Source organism: Bradyrhizobium sp., from assembly GCF_049512235.1.
Lineage (GTDB): Bacteria > Pseudomonadota > Alphaproteobacteria > Rhizobiales > Xanthobacteraceae > Bradyrhizobium.
Genome location: NZ_JBEKXH010000001.1, coordinates 1 through 16,388, shown reverse-complemented (window position 1 = coordinate 16,388; position 16,388 = coordinate 1). Strand labels below are relative to the sequence as shown.

Sequence of the window (16,388 nt, the reverse complement as noted above, 5' to 3'; positions counted from 1 at the left end):
CTGCAAGATTGACACCTACTCGCCCGGTTGCAGCGTGGTGTCGGGCGCAAGCGAAGCGGTATTACCGTCCCGGAGACGCCGGCTCCAAGACTGGAACCGATCCATATACAAGTAAATGACCGGCGTCGAATAAAGCGTCAGGACCTGGCTCAGGATCAGGCCTCCGACGATGGCGATACCGAGCGGCTGGCGAAGCTCGCCACCTTCTCCGAAGCCGATGGCCAAAGGGAGCGCACCGAGCATGGCAGCCATGGTCGTCATCATGATCGGCCTGAAGCGGAGCAGGCAAGCCTCGTGGATGGCATCCCGAGGACTGAGTCCATTCTTACGTTCGGCTTCAAGCGCAAAATCGATCATCATGATCGCGTTCTTCTTGACGATGCCGATCAAGAGGATGACGCCGATCAGCGCCATGATGCTGAACTCGGTGTGGAACGCGATCAGCGCCAGCAGCGCGCCGACGCCGGCCGAAGGCAGGGTGGACAGAATGGTCAGGGGGTGAACGTAGCTTTCATACAGCACGCCGAGTACGATGTAGATCGCGACCAAGGCCGCCAGAATGAGGTAGGGCTCGCTTGCGAGCGAGTCCTGGAAGGCTTTCGCCGTACCCTGGAAGGTGCCGCGTATGGTTGCGGGCACGCCGATCCGGTTCATGGCGGTCTCGATCGTGGTGACGGCGGTGCTGAGCGACACATTCGGCGCCAGATTGAACGAAATGGTGTTGGCGACCAACAGGCCCTGGTGATTGACCGCGAGCGGGGTCGCGCCTTGGGTAAAATGCGCGACGGCGGACAGCGGGATCATGGTCTCGATGGCGGTACTGACCGCGGATCCGGTCGAGGCCGCGCCCTTGCCGGTGGCGCCGATCGAGTTGGTGGCGAGATTGCGGGCGGCTTGGGCGTTGGCGGCAGCGAGCGCCGAAGACGTTCCGGTCGCCACGATGGTCCCGGCGACCGCATTGGTGGCCTGCGAGCCGCCGACCGCGCCGCCCGAGGTGCTGACATAGACATCCCTGAGCGTCAGCGGATTTTGCCAGTAGCGCGGTGCCACCTCCATGATCACATGATACTGGTTGCGGGCCACATAGATGGTCGAAACCTGGCGCTGGCCGAACGCATCGTAGAGCGTGTTGTCGATCTGACTGACGGTGATTCCCAGTTGGGCCGCGGCGTCGCGGTCGATCACCAGGTCGGATTCCAGTCCCTTGTTCTGCTGGTCGCTGTTGACGTCGGTAAGGTTGGGATCGGTCTGCAGGGCGGCTGCGATCTTCGGCGTCCATTCATTGAGCTCCTCAAATGTGGAGCCCTGAAGGGTGAATTGATACTGCGCATTGCTGGCCCGGCCGCCGACGCGAATATCCTGCACCGCCTGCAGGAACAGGGTCGCGCCGGGAACAACGGCCATTTTCCGCCGCAGCCGTCCGATCACCTGATCGACGGGCAATTTGCGTTCGCTGAGCGGCTTCAACGACACGAACATGAAACCGGAATTGGTTTGACCGCCGCCGGTGAACCCGACGACGGTCTGGACCGCGGGATCGTCCTTGATGATGGTGACGAACTGCGTCAGCTTCTGCTGCATCAGCTGAAACGAAATGCTTTGATCGGCCTGAATGCTGCCGATCATCCCCCCAGTATCCTGCTGCGGGAAAAAGCCCTTGGGGATAATGATGTACAGGTAGACATTGAGTCCCAGCACCACGGCGAGGACCACCATGATGCCTGCCGGATGCCGAAGCGCGACCGCAAGTGTGCGCCGATAGAAGTTCAGCATCGCGTCAAAGAAGCGCTCGCTCGCCTGATAAAGCCGGCCATGTCTGACGCCGGATTCGCTGCGCAGCAGCACGGCGCACATCATCGGCGTGGTCGCTAGCGAAATCGCCAGCGAAATCATGATCGCGATCGAGATCGTCATGGCGAATTCGCGGAACAGGCGGCCGACAATACCGCCCATCAGAAGGATCGGAATGAAGACGGCAATCAGCGAGATGCTCATCGACAGCACGGTGAAGCCGACCTCGTTGGCTCCCTTGAGCGCGGCTTGCAGCGGTGACAGTCCATTTTCGATATAGCGGGTGATGTTCTCCAGCACGACGATGGCATCATCGACGACAAAGCCGGTCGCGACCGTCAGCGCCATCAGCGAGAGATTGTCCAGGCTGTAGCCGAACAGGTACATGGCGGCGAAGGTGGCGATCAAGGATGCCGAGACCGCCACCACGGGGACCAGCGTGGCGCGCGGGCTGCGCAGGAAGGCGAAAACCACGACGATCACCAGCAGCACGGCCAGGATCAACGTCCGCTCGACGTCCCGCAATGAGGTGCGGATCGTCGTCGAGCGGTCGACGCCCACTCCGATATCGATGGCCGGCGAAATCGAGGCCCGCAATTGGGGCAGCAGCCCTTTCACCAGATCGACGGTCGAGATGATGTTGGCGCCGGGCTGCCGGTAGAGGATGATCAGGACGGCGGGCTTGGCGTTGGCGAGACCGGCATTGCGCAGGTTTTCGACCGCATCGGTGACCTCGCCGAGATCTGAAAGATGGACCGCCGCGCCATTGCGATAGGCCACGATCAACGGCTGGTAATCGGCGGCCTTGTTGGCCTGGTCGTTGGCATAGATCTGATAGCGCTGGTCGCCGACGTCGATCCCGCCCTTCGGGCTGTGGGCGTTGGCGCTGGCGAGCGCGGCGCGTACGTCTTCAAGACCGATGCCGTATTTGAAGAGCGCCTGCGGAATGAGTTCGACTCGCACCGCCGGCAGTGCACTGCCGCTGACCGCGACCTCACCGATGCCGTCGACTTGCGACAGCTTCTGCGCCAGCACGGTCGAAGCCGCATCATACATATCGCCGCGGGTCAGCGTGTCGGAAGTCAAGGTCAGGATCAGGATCGGCGCATCGGCGGGATTGACCTTGCGGTAGGTCGGATTGGTGCGCAGGCTGGTCGGCAGGTCGGCGCGGGCGGCATTGATGGCCGCCTGCACGTCGCGCGCCGCGCCGTTGATATCCCGGTTAAGTCCGAACTGCAGGGTGATGCGGGTCGATCCCACCGTGCTCGAGGAAGTCATCTCGGTGACATCGGCGATCTGCCCGAGATGGCGCTCGAGCGGGCTCGCGACGGTGGTGGCGACATCCTCCGGGCTGGCGCCCGGCAGGGTCGCCTGCACGGAAATGGTCGGAAAATCCACCTGCGGCAGCGGCGACACCGGCAGCTTGAAAAATGCCACAGCCCCGGCCGCCGCCAGGCCGAAGGTCAATAGCGTGGTTGCGACCGGTCGGCGAATGAAGGGGGTTGACGGGTCCATTTCTTACATGACTCAGTTCAGCTCGTTCGCCACGCCACCGGCGCGGCCGGCAAACCGCGCTGCCAGGCGATCGAACCAGAGGTAGATCACCGGCGTGGTGAACAGGGTCAGCAGTTGACTGACCAGGAGGCCACCGACAATGGAAATACCAAGCGGGTGCCGCAATTCGGAACCCGCGCCGGTCCCGAGCATCAACGGCAAGGCGCCCAGGATCGCCGCCATCGTCGTCATCAGGATGGGGCGGAATCGCAGCAGACAGGCCTGGTAGATGGCTTCGCGCGGCGGTTTGCCCTCGTTTCGCTCGGCGTCGAGCGCGAAGTCGATCATCATGATCGCGTTCTTTTTGACGATGCCGATCAGAAGAATAATGCCGATGATGGCGACGATGGTCAGATCGTCGCCGGCGACCATCAGCGCCAGCAGCGCGCCGATGCCGGCCGACGGCAGCGTCGAGAGGATGGTAAGCGGATGGATGAAGCTCTCATAAAGTACGCCGAGCACGATATAGACGGTGACGACCGCCGCCAGGATCAGGAACAGCTGATTTGAAAGCGATGACTGGAACGCCAGCGCGGCACCCTGAAAGCTCGAGATGACGCTGAGCGGCAGCCCAATGTCGATCTCGGCCTGCTTGATCGCCGTCACCGCCTCGCCGAGCGATGCGCCGGGCGCCAGGTTGAAGGATACGGTGGATGCGGGAAACTGGCCGAGATGCGAGACCTGCAGCGGCGCCGTTTCCTGTCGCATCTTGGCCATCACCGCCAGCGGCACCGGCGCGCCGCCCACCGACGAGGGCAGATAGATGTCCGACAGGGATTGCAGGGAGGTTTGCAAGGAGGGATCGGCTTCGAGGATGACGCGGTACTGGTTCGAATTGGTGAAGATGGTGGAGACGATGCGCTGGCCGTAGGAATCGTAAAGCGCGTTGTCGACCGTCGCAGGTGTAATTCCAAAACGGGCGGCCTGGTCGCGGTCGATCTCGACGAAGACGGATAGCCCCTGATTCGAGATGTCGCTGGTGACGTCGGCAAGCTGCGGAAGCTGGCTAAGCTTGTCGACCAGTTTGGGCGTCCATTCGGCAAGTTGCGCCGGATCCGCATCCTGAAGGATGAATTGGTATTGCGTCCGGCTGACGGTGCCCTCGATCGTCAGGTCCTGAACCGGCTGCATGAAAAGGGTGACACCTGTCAGGGACGCGGTACGGTCCTTGAGGCGCCGCATCACACTTGTGATGTCGGATTTGCGCTGGTCGTGCGGTTTGAGATTGATCAGGATGCGGCCGCTGTTGAGCGTCGTGTTGGTGCCGTCGACGCCGATGAACGAGGAAAGACTTTCGACGTCGGGATCCCTGAGAATGGCGGCGGCCAATTGCTGTTGCCGCTCCGCCATCGCGGCGTAGGACACCGACTGCGGCGCCTCGGATATGGCCTGAATGACGCCGGTATCCTGAAGCGGGAAGAAGCCCTTGGGGATGACAACGTAGAGCAGGGCGGTCAGCGCGAAGGTAGCCAAGGCAATCAAGAGAACAAAAGTCTGACGATCGAGTACCCAGTTGAGCGCATCCCCATAGACCGCGATGATCCGGTCGAACCCTTCGCGGAAATAACGCTGAAAGGCGTTCTCGTGGGACTCGGTCTCCGGCTTGAGCAGCTTGGCGCAGGCCATCGGCACCAGGGTCAGCGATACCACGGCGGAAATCAGGATGGTGACCGAAAGCGTGATGGCAAATTCCCGGAATAGCCGGCCCACCACGTCGCCCATGAACAGCAGCGGAATCAGCACCGCGATCAGCGACACCGTCAGCGAAATAATGGTGAAGCCGATCTGTTCGGAGCCGCGCAACGCCGCGCGCAGCGGCGACTCGCCCTCTTCGATATAACGGGAGATGTTTTCAATCACCACGATGGCGTCGTCGACCACGAAGCCGGTGGCGATGGTCAGCGCCATCAGGGACAGATTGTTGAGGCTGAAGCCGAACAGGTACATCGCGCCAAGCGTACCGACCAGCGACAGCGGCACCGACAGGCTCGGGATCAGGGTCGCCCGTGCGTTGCGCAGGAACACGAAGATCACCAGCACCACCAGGATGACGGCGAGCGCCAGTTCGTATTCCACATCCTGCACCGAAGCGCGGATGGTCACGGTCCGGTCGGTCAGAATGTTGAGATCGATCGCGGCAGGCAGCGCGGCCTGCAATTGCGGTAACAGCGCCTTGATGCCCTCGACGACTGCAATGACGTTGGCGCCGGGCTGGCGCTGGATGTTCAGGATGATTGCCGGCACCTGGTTCATCCAGGCGCCAAGCTTGTCGTTCTGGGCGCCGTCGACGACGTCGCCGACGTCGCTGAGCCGAACCGGCGAACCGTTTTTGTAGGCCACTATCAGTGCCCGATAGTCGCTGGCATTTCTGATCTGGTCGTTGGCATTGATGGTGTAGGCACGCATCGCGCCGTCGAAATTTCCCTTCGGCGTGTTGATGTTGGCATTGCCGAGGGTGGTGCGGAGATCATCAATGTTCAATCCGTAGGCGGCGAGTTTGCGGATATCGGCACGAATCCGCACCGCGGGTCGCTGACCGCCAGAAATGCTGACAAGTCCGACGCCGGGAAGCTGGGAGATCTTTTGCGCGAGCCGGGTATCCGCGAAATCTTCCACCTGCGTCAGCGGCAAGGTTTTCGACGTCAACCCCAGCGTCAGGATCGGCGCGTCGGCCGGGTTGACCTTGGCGTAAATCGGCGGCGCCGGCAGATCGGAAGGCAGGAGATTGCCGGCGGCATTGATGGCGGCCTGCACTTCCTGTTCGGCAACATCGAGGGAGATGGTGAGTCCGAACTGCAGGGTGATGACCGACGCACCGGCGGAACTTACCGAACTCATCTGGTTGAGATTCGGCATTTGGCCGAATTGCACCTCCAAGGGCGCGGTAACCGACGATGTCATCACGTCCGGACTGGCGCCGGGATAGAAAGTCTGCACCTGGATGGTCGGATAGTCGACTTCAGGCAGAGCGGCGACCGGCAGGAATCTGAACGCCAGGATGCCCGTAAGCATGATGGCTATCATCAGCAACGTGGTGGCCACCGGCCGTAAAATGAACGGCTGCGACGGGTTCACTGTTTTTGCCCGTCGTCCGAACGTCGCTTCTTGCCGCCCGATTTATCCGGGCCCGGCGCCGACGGCGGCGGCGCGGCGGCGTCATTCTCCGTCCGGATGTTGACCTTCGCACCTTCGCGCAGCTTGTCGGCGCCATCGATGACGATGCGATCGCCTGGCGCCAGCCCGGAGCGAACCTCCGCCCGATCGCCGTCGGTCGCGCCGAGCTGCACCGGGCGAACCGATACGGTGTTGTCGGCATTGATCAGATAGACAAAGGTGCCGGGGACGCCGCGCTGGATTCCCGCGGTCGACATCGTCGTCACGTCCTTGTGGGTGTCGATCAGCAACCGGATATTCACGAACTGATTGGGATAGAGCGTCCGCGATTCGTTCGGGAACAGCCCCCGCAGCTTGATGGTTCCGGTGGTCGGATCGATCTGGCTGTCGAAGGTCGAGAGGGTCCCGTCGGCGAGCTTGTTGGCGCCGCTGCGATCATAGGCGGTCGCGGGCAGCATGGCGCCTTGCTGCAGCCGCTTCGAAATCGCCTGCAAATTATCCTCCGGCACCGTGAACAGCACGCTGATCGGCTGCAACTGCGTGATGACGACGAGGCCGTTGGTGTCGCCTGGAGTCACATAGTTGCCCTGATCGACCTGGCGCAGCCCGACGCGGCCGTCCAGCGGCGACAGGATACGGCAATATTGCAGGTTGACCTCGGCCGACTTGACCGTTCCGCGGTCGGCTTCGACCGTGCCCTGGTCCTGTCCAACCAGCGCGACCTGGGTGTCCAGTGTCTGATGCGGCACGGCATTCTGCGCCGCCAGGCCCTGATAGCGCGTGAGATCGACCTGGGCGCCTTTCAGCATCGCTTCGTCGCGCGCCAACTGGCCTTTGGCTTGCGCGAGGGTTGCCTCGTAGGGCCGCGAATCGATTTCCGCGAGCAGGTCGCCCTTCTTGACTTCCTGCCCTTCCGTGAAATCGATCTTGATCAGATAGCCGCTGATCTGGGTCCTGACCGTGACCGTGGCAAGCGAGGTCACCGTGCCCAGCGCATTGAGGTTGATGCCGATATCGCCCTTGGCGACCGTCTCGGGCACGATCGACATTGGCGCGGCATTTCGGCCCGCACCGCCTGGCTGTGGCGCGGTCTGCTGCCGGCTCCACCAGACGACGCCGGCGACAATCAGTATCGCAAGTACGGAGAGCAACAGCATGCGCCCGACACGCCGGCGCGGCCCCCGCGGGGTGGCCGGCGAAGGCCCAATCGGAGGAAAATCAACGAAGGGTTTTACGGGTTGGTCCATCAGCCAGAGCCATCGATCAGGTTATCGGCAGTTCAACAATGTATCACAACTTGGCGGTTGGCGACCTCTGAGCATCCGCTCGGCAGCCATATTTGATCGGTTCCAGCAGGGCTTGTCGCGTTAACAATCGGAAAGAATTGCATTGCTACGATCTTTGACCAACAAGGGTCCCGGTTAAGATCCGGGCCCGTAAAATTACCGGCTCAATGCTTGTTCTGCGCAAACGCAGGATCGATCGCGCGCTCGATTGATAGCTCAGCCTTTCCCGCGGCTCTCGTCGCCGCGCCGTCCGCCGCATCACATGCATTGGGTTGCCGTAGTACTACCGATCGCAAGCTTAACTGCTCATAACATCGGCCGGAGTATTTATCCAGCTGAACTCGCTCATCACGGTTCGAGATTTTCGAAGCTACGTGGCTTTTTCGAAATTGCATGCGGCCGGCTCGGTCCATGACAACGTCAGGATTCTCTTGTGGAAAAGACTGCGTTCCAAAACCGTGGCGATGGCGAGCGGGAGGCCGCGGCAACCGCCGTCATCGCGCTGCCCAGCAGGCTCGATCTCGCCTTTGCCAACGATCTCTTGACCGGCATTCTGACGCGCAGCGGCGATCCGATACTGACCCTCGATGGATCTGACGTCGACTACGCCGCCACGCCCTGCGTACAGATCCTTCTGGCGGCCGGCCGCAAGCGCGACGCGACAAATTGTTCTTTGGTCATCAGGCATGCAAGCGACGCGTTCCGCCGCGCCATAGACGACTTCGGCTTACAACCCGACTTCAGCAAGTGGATGGTTTAGATGGCGCCAAGAAAGATCCTCGCCGTGGATGACTCCAAGACCATGCGAGACATGGTTACGTTCACGCTGCGCAAGGCCGGCTTCGAAGTGATGGAAGCCAGCGACGGCCAAAACGCGCTCGACGTGATGCGCGGAACCAGGTTCGACCTGATCATCACCGACATCAACATGCCGATCATGGACGGCATCACGCTGATCAAGAACGTCCGCAGCGCGTCGGACCACCGCGGCGTTCCGATATTGATTCTCACCACCGAAAGCGACGACGCCAAAAAGGCGGCCGGCAAGTCGGCGGGCGCCACCGGCTGGCTGGTGAAGCCGTTCAGCCCTGACAAGCTCGTCGACCTGGTCCATCGCGTATGTCCTTGACCGTGGAACAGGACGCGCTCGCCCAATTCCGAAAAACCTATTTCGAGGAATGCGCGGAATTGCTCGACGCGTTGCAATCCAACCTCGACCGGCTGTCCAATGGCGGCGCGGAAGAGGAGACCCTGCACGCGATATTCAGGTCGGTTCACTCCATCAAGGGCGGCGCCGGCGCCTTCGGGTTCGCTTCGCTGGTTGCGTTTTCGCATGTGTTCGAGAGCCTGCTCGATGCCATCAGGGAGCGCAAGGTTGCCGCGACCGCCGACGTGGTCGCGCTGTTGCTCCGCGCCAGCGATGCCTTGACCGATATCGTGAACGCGGCGCGGGACGGGCAAGCGCTTCCGGCCGGCTTTGGCGCTGATATCTCGGCCATGATGGAGGAAGCGCTCGGCGGCGCAAGCGATACCGCGCCGTCGGATGGCGCAACCGCGGCCGTTGCAAGCGATGTGCCGGGCGAGCATCGCTACGATATCGTATTCACGCCGCATACCGAACTCTTGAAAAAGGCCAACGAACCGCTGTTGCTGATCCGGCAGTTGCGCCGGCTCGGCGGGCTGCGGGTCGAGGTCGATAGCTCGCGCCTGCCGGCGCTCGAAGCGATCGATCCGGAAGCGGCCTATCTGGGCTGGCGCTTCACGCTCGACAGCGGTGTTCCCAAAAGCGTCGTGCAGGAAGTATTCGAGTTCGTGGAGGACGACTGCGAACTCGCCATTCGGGCCGAACAGCCGGCGCCGCAGATCGAATCCCAACCGGCGATTGCCGGGGCCGGCAAGGTGGAGACGGTGACGAAGACCGCCGAAGCCGCCGCGGCGGCTCCCTCGCAATCGATCCGGGTCGATGTCGACAAGGTCGATCGCCTTGTCAACCTTGTGGGTGAACTCGTGATCACCCAGGCGATGTTGACCGAACAGAGCACGCTGCTGCCACCGGATCAATATACGACGCTGATTCAGGGCATCGAGGCGCTGGCGCAAAGCGCGCGCGAGCTGCAGGAAAGCGTCATGGCGATCCGGGCCCAGCCGGTCAAATCGGTTTTCGCGCGGATGCCCCGGGTGGTGCGCGATCTGGCCGCGACGCTCGGCAAAGAGGTGCGCATCGTCACCTCGGGCGAAGCCACCGAAATCGACAAGACCGTGATCGAGCAGTTGAACGATCCGCTCACGCACATGATCCGCAATGCGCTGGACCACGGCATCGAGGATCCCGCAACCCGCATGGCCGCCGGCAAACCGCGACAGGGCACCATCCGGCTTTCCGCCGCGCAGCGTTCTGGCCGCATCATTATCGAGATCGCCGACGATGGCCGCGGCATCAATCGGGAAAAGATCCTCGCCAAGGCCCAGGACCGCGGCCTGGTTGCCGCCGGCGCCTCCTTGAGCGAAGAGGAGATCGACAACTTGATCTTTCTGCCGGCATTTTCCACGGCCGAGGTGGTCTCCAACATTTCAGGCCGCGGCGTCGGCATGGACGTGGTGAGGCGGAACGTGCAGTCGCTCGGAGGTCGCATCCAGGTGCAGTCGCGCTACGGCGAAGGCTCGCGCTTCACGCTGTCGCTGCCGCTGACGCTCGCGGTACTGGATGGCATGGTGGTTTCCGTGGCCGGGGAGACCTTCATCATTCCGCTGACCGCCATCATTGAGAGCCTGCGGCCCAAAGCCTCCGACATCCATCCCGTGGTCGGACGCGGCGACGTTCTGGCGCTGCGCGGGGAATACGTGCCGTTGATACCGCTGTACCGGTGCTTTTCGATATCAGGCGCCATCAAGGATCCGTGCCGGGGCATCGTCATCATTGTGGAAAGCGAGAATGCCGGCCGCATCGGCGTCATGGTCGATGATCTCTTGGGCCAGCAGCAGGTCGTCGTGAAGAGCCTGGAATCGAATTATGGCTCCGTCGACGGCGTCAGCGGCGCCACCATTCTCGGCAACGGCCGGGTGGCGCTGATTCTCGATATCGAGCGGCTGCGTATCGCCGCCGACCATCCCGGTTCACAGCCGCTCGCCGGGACGGGCGACGTGGCTGACGTCGTTTCAACCATCTCGCGTGAGGACATCACCTATGCAGCCTGAACATCGCGCCAAAGCCAGTTCCCTTGGCTACGACAGTCTGGATCGCTCAGCGGTCGGCGAGAACACCCAGCAGTTCATCACCTTTACGCTCGGCGCCGAGGAATACGGCATCGACATCATGGTGGTGCGCGAGATCAAGGGCTGGACCGACACCACGATGATCCCGAACGCCCCCGCGCATGTGCGCGGCGTCATCAACCTGCGTGGGGTGATTGTCCCGATCTTCGACCTGCGCGCACGTTTCAACATGGGCCTGACGGTCACGACCGCGATGCATGTCGTCATCATCGTGGCTAGCGGCGCCCGAACCATCGGACTGTTGGTCGACACGGTATCCGACATCATCTCGGTCGATCCGAAGGCGATCCGTGCCGTGCCCGAGATGGGCCTGCCCGCCCAGGACCAGTTCATCGACGGCCTCGTCGCCATGGAAGACCGCATGGTGACGTTGGTGTCGCTGGCGGGGCTGTTCGACAATCCGGCCCGTGAGCCGGCAACCCGCAGCGTCCCGGACCAGGCCGCTGCGACCATCGCGGCGTAATCGAGTTCATCCATCCATCGGAATGATTATCAACGGCCCTTCAGGAGGCGACCATGAGCCAAGACAACAATGACGAGATGATGCACGAATTCGACCCTGCCAGCGCCGAAGCCGTCATCGCGGCGCGTTCGAAGAAATCCGCCAAGAAGAAGCCGGCAGCGATGAAAGCGGTTAGCCGCCCTGCCGTCAGGCATGCGGTCGATCCGCGGCTGGCGGACCTCAGCCGCAAGCTGCGCGGCGTCGTTGATGGCGTCTCGAGCGCGGTGATGCTGGTCGATGCCGATCTGAAGATCACCTATCTCAACGACAGCTCGAAGGCGCTGTTCCGGCAGCATCTCGACGAATTCCGCAAGATCTGGCCGAACTTCGATCCCAACGCCATGATCGGCACCTGCATCGACACCTTTCACAGGAATCCGGCGCATCAGCGCCGGCTGCTGGCCAATCCGGCCAATATGCCGTTCAACACCGATATTCCCGTCGGGCCACTGAAGATTTCGCTGAACGTCAATGCGACGCTGAACGCCGCCGGTCAGCCTGAAGGCTTCGTGCTGGAATGGGCCGATGTCACTACGATTCGCACGCAATCCTCGCAGCTTGCGGCGATCGACCGCACGCAGGCGATGATCGAGTTCATGCTGGACGGCACGATCGTCAACGCCAACGCCAACTTTCTGGCAGCGGTCGGTTACACGATCGACGAGATCAAAGGCAAGCACCATTCGATCTTCGTCGAGGCGAACTATCGGAGCAGCGCCGAGTATCGGGCGTTCTGGGACAAGCTCGGCCGCGGCGAATACGACTCCGGCGAGTACAAGCGAATTGCCAAGGGTGGCAGGGAAATCTGGATCCAGGGAAGTTACAATCCCATCCTCGATCAGGGCGGAAAAGCCTTCAAGGTCGTCAAGTACGCCACCGACATCACCGCGCAGGTCATGAAGAACGCGGATTTCAGCGGCCAGATCGATGCCATCAACAAGGCCCAGGCGGTGATCGAGTTCAGTCTCGACGGCAAGGTTCTGCGCGCCAACGATAACTTCTGCAACACGCTCGGCTATCTAGCCGGCGAAATCGTCGGCCAGCATCATCAGATCTTTGTCGAGCCGGCCTATCGCCAGAGTTCGGACTACCGGATGTTCTGGGACAAGCTCGGCCGCGGCGAATACGATGCCGGACAGTACAAGCGGATCGGCAAGGGCGGCAAGGAAGTCTGGATCCAGGCCAGCTACAACCCGATCATGGGCCCCGACGGCAAGCCGTTCAAGGTGGTGAAATACGCCACCGATATCACCGCGCAGGTGCGGGCGTCGGAAGCCCTGCAGGACGCGGTGCGGCAGACCCAGGACGTCGTCAACGCGGCAAAGGAGAACGACCTCAGCCACCGCGTGCCGCTCGAGGACAAAAGCGGCGATATCGCCCAGCTGTGCGGTGGCGTCAACGGCCTGCTCGACACCATGTCGACGATGGTGAGCGAAATCGCCGACACCTCGCAGACGCTGACCAATGCGGCCCGCGAGATCGCGACCGGCAACTTCGATCTGTCGCAGCGCACCGAGGAGCAGGCCGCCAGTCTCGAAGAGACCGCCGCCAGCATGGAGGAACTGACCCAAACGGTTCGCCAGAACGCCGAGAATGCCCAGCAGGCCAACAAGCTGGCCTCGTCGGCTTCCGACGTCGCGATCAAGGGTGGCGAAGTCGTATCCGAAGTGGTCGGGACCATGCAGGGCATTACCCAGGCCAGCCGCAAGATCGCCGACATCATCGGCGTGATCGACGAAATCGCGTTCCAGACCAACATCCTCGCCCTCAACGCCGCGGTGGAAGCGGCGCGGGCCGGCGATCAGGGACGCGGCTTCGCCGTGGTGGCGGCCGAAGTTCGCAACCTCGCCCAGCGCAGCGCCAATGCGGCCAAGGAGATCAAGGGGTTGATTTCGGACTCCGTCTCCAAGGTCGAATCCGGCTCGCGGCTGGTCGACACCGCCGGCAAGACCATGGAGGAGATCGTCCAGTCGGTCAAACGCGTCACCGACATCATGGCGGAAATCTCGGCGGCCTCGCAGGAGCAGCGCGCCGGCATCGAGCAGGTCAACAACGCCGTGACCCAGATGGACAAGGTGACCCAGCAGAATGCGGCGCTGGTGGAAGAAGCCGCCGCCGCGGCCAAATCGATGGAGGAGCAGACCGCCTCGATGGCCGCGATGGTCGCGCAATTCGTCGTCTCCGACGAATTTGCCGCGCCGGCGCCGGCCAGGGGGATCAAGTCGACGGGCAATCCGGTGGTCGACCGCACACTGCGCTCGGCCAAGCCGTCAGCCGCGGCTCGCCCGGAACCGCAGCCGGCAGCCCCCCGTACGGCTGCAAGACCGCCGAAGGAGGCCGCCGAGCCGGTGGCCGCCCGTCGTGCGGCGGCTGGAGCCGGCAACGTCGACTGGAAGCAGTTCTGAAACAACAACAACGTCGCGCCGGCCTGGCAGGCCGGTGCGCCCAACTCTTCTCACAGTGAGGGCCGCCGGTGCCACAAGAGTACATTCTTCAGGAAGGAGACTTTCGCAAGATATCCGCGCTGGTGATGAGTACGACCGGCATCGTCATCAGCGACAAAAAGCGCGCGTTCCTGCAAGGCCGGCTGTCGCGCCGCCTGCGGGCGTTGGGCATGGCCGGGTTCGAAGAATATACCGCGATGCTGTCCAGTACGGCCGGCGCCGCCGAGCAGCAGATGCTGGTGAACGCCGTCACCACCAATCACACCAATTTTTTTCGCGAGCCGCATCACTTCGAATTTTTGAGCCGCACCGTGTTCCCGACGCTGGTGGAGCGTCAGGTCAGAGGCCCCGGCCGGCTGCGAATCTGGTCGGCCGGCTGCTCGACCGGGGAAGAGCCCTATACGCTGGCGATGACGTTGCTGGATTACGCGCCGCTGGCCCAATGGGACCGCAAGATACTGGCCACCGACCTCGATACTAACGTGGTCAACCACGCCGCGGCGGGCCTCTACGATGCCGAGCGGCTGCAGTCGATTCCGCCGAAATACCAGAAGCGCGACGTCACGATTGGGCCGGACGGCCGCATCGCGATGGCCGACGCCTTGCGATCGCTGATCTCGTTCGCACCGCTCAATCTGCTCGAAGCCTGGCCCATGAAGGGACCGTTCGACGTGATTTTCTGCCGCAACGTGGTGATCTATTTCGACAAGCCCACCCAATCACGGCTGTTTGACCGATACGCCGACCTGCTGAAGCCTGAGGGGTGGCTGGTGGTCGGGCATTCCGAAAACCTGCAAAACATCACCGACCGGTTCAAGCTGGTCGATCACACCGTCTACAGCAGGGTCAAATGAGCCAGCTCCGCAGGCGTGTTCGCGACGCCAGGTTTGGCCCCGCCGCCGATCTCGGCGCCAGCACCTTCCGTTACACCGATCCGGATTTCAGCGAGATCGCGGTCAAGGTATTTCCGGGGGAGCATCACGTCACGCAGGACGGCCGCGAAATGCTGGTGACCATTCTCGGTTCGTGTGTGTCGGCATGTATCCGCGACGCCTATGCCGGGGTCGGGGGCATGAACCACTTCATGTTGCCGGAAGCCGGCAATTCGGCAAATTCCGGATGGAACACCGTGTCCGCCGGCATGCGCTACGGCAACGTCGCCATGGAACGCCTGATCAACGACATCCTGGTCCGCGGCGGCAGGCGCGAGCGTCTCGAGATCAAGGTGTTCGGCGGCGGCAATGTGATGAAGGCAAGCAGCAATATCGGCCATCTCAACGCCGATTTCGTTGAAGCCTACCTCGCGGCCGAAGGTCTTCCGATCGCCGCCGCGCATCTGCGCGGCAATCTGGCCCGCCGGGTCCATTACTTCCCGGCGACCGGCAAGATCATGATGCTGGAACTGCAGCCTCTCGAAGAGATCGCCGCGCTTCAGTCCGAAACGCTCTACAAGGCCAAGCTTGAAACCGAACCCGTAGCCGGCTCGGCCGAGCTTTTTTGAGGTCCCACCGTGCCACACACCCGCGTTCTCATTGTCGACGACTCGGCCCTGGTCAGGCAAATGCTGACCCAGATACTGGGATCGGATCCCACGATTACAGTCGTGGGGGCTGCGCCGGATCCGATCGTCGCCCGGGACATGATCAAGTCCCTCAATCCCGACGTCATCACGCTTGACATCGAGATGCCGCGCATGGACGGCCTCGTGTTTCTCGAAAAGATCATGACGTTGCGGCCGATGCCGGTGGTGATGATCTCATCGCTGACGCAGAAGGGCGCCGAGGTCACGTTGCGCGCGCTGGAAATGGGAGCCGTGGATTACGTCGCGAAGCCGACCATTGGTCTGAGCGAGGGCTTCGCCCTGCTGCGCGCCGAGATCATCACCAAGGTCAAGGCGGCGGCCAAGGCCCATGTCCGGCCGTTGCCGCAGGACCGGCCCAGGGTTGTGGCGCCCTCCGGCGCCGGCTACAGCTCATCGGAGAAACTGATTGCGGTGGGGGCGTCGACCGGAGGCGTCGAAGCACTTCATACCCTGCTCGGCGCATTCCCGGCGGATGCTCCGGCCATCCTCGTCACCCAGCACATGCCTGAAGCGTTCACGGCGGCCTTCGCAGGCCGGCTCGACCAGCGCTGCGCCGTGACGGTGACACAGGCCAAGGACGGCGAGCGGGTGCTGCCAGGGCACGTCTACGTCGCGCCGGGCGGACAGCATCTCGAACTGGCGCGCTCCGGCGCCAATTATATCTGCCGCTTGAACCAGCAGGCCGCGGTATCCGGCCATCGTCCCTCGGTCGACGTGTTGTTTCGATCGGTCGCCCGTGCGGCGGGGAGCAATTCAGTCGGAATTATTCTGACCGGGATGGGCAAGGACGGTGCCGCCGGACTGCTTGAAATGCGCCAGGCCGGCGCATCGACGATCGGCCA

11 protein-coding genes are annotated in these 16,388 nt (G+C 62.5%); 8 read left to right on the top strand and 3 right to left on the bottom strand.

What is annotated here, in order from left to right; translation table 11 throughout:
* Window positions 1-15: 15 nt before the first annotated feature.
* From ABSG20_RS00055 to ABSG20_RS00045, 3 genes are read right to left on the bottom strand one after another with little or no spacing between them, the layout of a single operon-like run.
* Window positions 16-3,306, bottom strand: coding sequence for an efflux RND transporter permease subunit (locus ABSG20_RS00055; protein ID WP_423862426.1), 3,291 nt, complete (start codon window positions 3,304-3,306; stop codon window positions 16-18).
* A gap of 12 nt (window positions 3,307-3,318) precedes the next feature.
* Complete coding sequence (locus ABSG20_RS00050; RefSeq protein ID WP_423862425.1) at window positions 3,319-6,420, bottom strand: MdtB/MuxB family multidrug efflux RND transporter permease subunit; 3,102 nt, start codon at window positions 6,418-6,420, stop codon at window positions 3,319-3,321.
* Window positions 6,417-7,616, bottom strand: coding sequence for an MdtA/MuxA family multidrug efflux RND transporter periplasmic adaptor subunit (locus tag ABSG20_RS00045; RefSeq protein ID WP_423862424.1), 1,200 nt, complete (start codon window positions 7,614-7,616; stop codon window positions 6,417-6,419). The genes ABSG20_RS00050 and ABSG20_RS00045 overlap by 4 nt, the downstream gene beginning before the upstream one ends.
* 562 nt (window positions 7,617-8,178) lie before the next feature.
* Here ABSG20_RS00045 and ABSG20_RS00040 point away from each other — a divergent pair.
* From ABSG20_RS00040 to ABSG20_RS00005, 8 genes are all read left to right on the top strand, one after another.
* A complete protein-coding gene (locus tag ABSG20_RS00040) occupies window positions 8,179-8,505 on the top strand; it encodes an STAS domain-containing protein (protein WP_423862423.1) in 327 nt (108 codons plus the stop codon).
* The gene (locus tag ABSG20_RS00035; RefSeq protein ID WP_423862422.1) at window positions 8,506-8,874 is read left to right on the top strand and encodes a response regulator; all 369 of its coding nucleotides are present in this window, start codon (window positions 8,506-8,508) and stop codon (window positions 8,872-8,874) included.
* A complete protein-coding gene (locus tag ABSG20_RS00030) occupies window positions 8,865-10,940 on the top strand; it encodes a chemotaxis protein CheA (RefSeq protein ID WP_423862421.1) in 2,076 nt (691 codons plus the stop codon). The genes ABSG20_RS00035 and ABSG20_RS00030 overlap by 10 nt, the downstream gene beginning before the upstream one ends.
* Window positions 10,930-11,481 carry a chemotaxis protein CheW gene (locus tag ABSG20_RS00025; protein WP_423862420.1) on the top strand — a complete coding sequence of 184 codons (552 nt, stop codon included), beginning with the start codon at window positions 10,930-10,932 and terminating at the stop codon, window positions 11,479-11,481. The genes ABSG20_RS00030 and ABSG20_RS00025 overlap by 11 nt, the downstream gene beginning before the upstream one ends.
* Before the next feature lie 53 nt (window positions 11,482-11,534).
* Window positions 11,535-13,925 (top strand): methyl-accepting chemotaxis protein, encoded by a 2,391-nt coding sequence (locus ABSG20_RS00020; protein WP_423862419.1) that lies wholly within the window; start codon window positions 11,535-11,537, stop codon window positions 13,923-13,925.
* Window positions 13,926-13,993: 68 nt separating this feature from the next.
* Window positions 13,994-14,818 (top strand): CheR family methyltransferase, encoded by an 825-nt coding sequence (locus ABSG20_RS00015; RefSeq protein ID WP_423862418.1) that lies wholly within the window; start codon window positions 13,994-13,996, stop codon window positions 14,816-14,818.
* A complete protein-coding gene (locus ABSG20_RS00010) occupies window positions 14,815-15,465 on the top strand; it encodes a chemoreceptor glutamine deamidase CheD (protein WP_423862417.1) in 651 nt (216 codons plus the stop codon). The genes ABSG20_RS00015 and ABSG20_RS00010 overlap by 4 nt, the downstream gene beginning before the upstream one ends.
* 9 nt (window positions 15,466-15,474) lie before the next feature.
* The coding region (locus ABSG20_RS00005) for a protein-glutamate methylesterase/protein-glutamine glutaminase (RefSeq protein ID WP_423862416.1) at window positions 15,475-16,388 on the top strand (914 nt) is incomplete at its 3' end.

Excerpts from the sequence above, each read along its gene's own strand:
- ABSG20_RS00055 (WP_423862426.1), bottom strand. The coding sequence starts at position 3,306 with ATGGACCCGTCAACCCCCTTCATTCGCCGACCGGTCGCAACCACGCTA.
- ABSG20_RS00045 (WP_423862424.1), bottom strand. The coding sequence starts at position 7,616 with ATGCTGTTGCTCTCCGTACTTGCGATACTGATTGTCGCCGGCGTCGTC.
- ABSG20_RS00035 (WP_423862422.1), top strand. The coding sequence starts at position 8,506 with ATGGCGCCAAGAAAGATCCTCGCCGTGGATGACTCCAAGACCATGCGA.
- ABSG20_RS00030 (WP_423862421.1), top strand. The coding sequence starts at position 8,865 with ATGTCCTTGACCGTGGAACAGGACGCGCTCGCCCAATTCCGAAAAACC.
- ABSG20_RS00025 (WP_423862420.1), top strand. The coding sequence starts at position 10,930 with ATGCAGCCTGAACATCGCGCCAAAGCCAGTTCCCTTGGCTACGACAGT.
- ABSG20_RS00020 (WP_423862419.1), top strand. The coding sequence starts at position 11,535 with ATGAGCCAAGACAACAATGACGAGATGATGCACGAATTCGACCCTGCC.
- ABSG20_RS00010 (WP_423862417.1), top strand. The coding sequence starts at position 14,815 with ATGAGCCAGCTCCGCAGGCGTGTTCGCGACGCCAGGTTTGGCCCCGCC.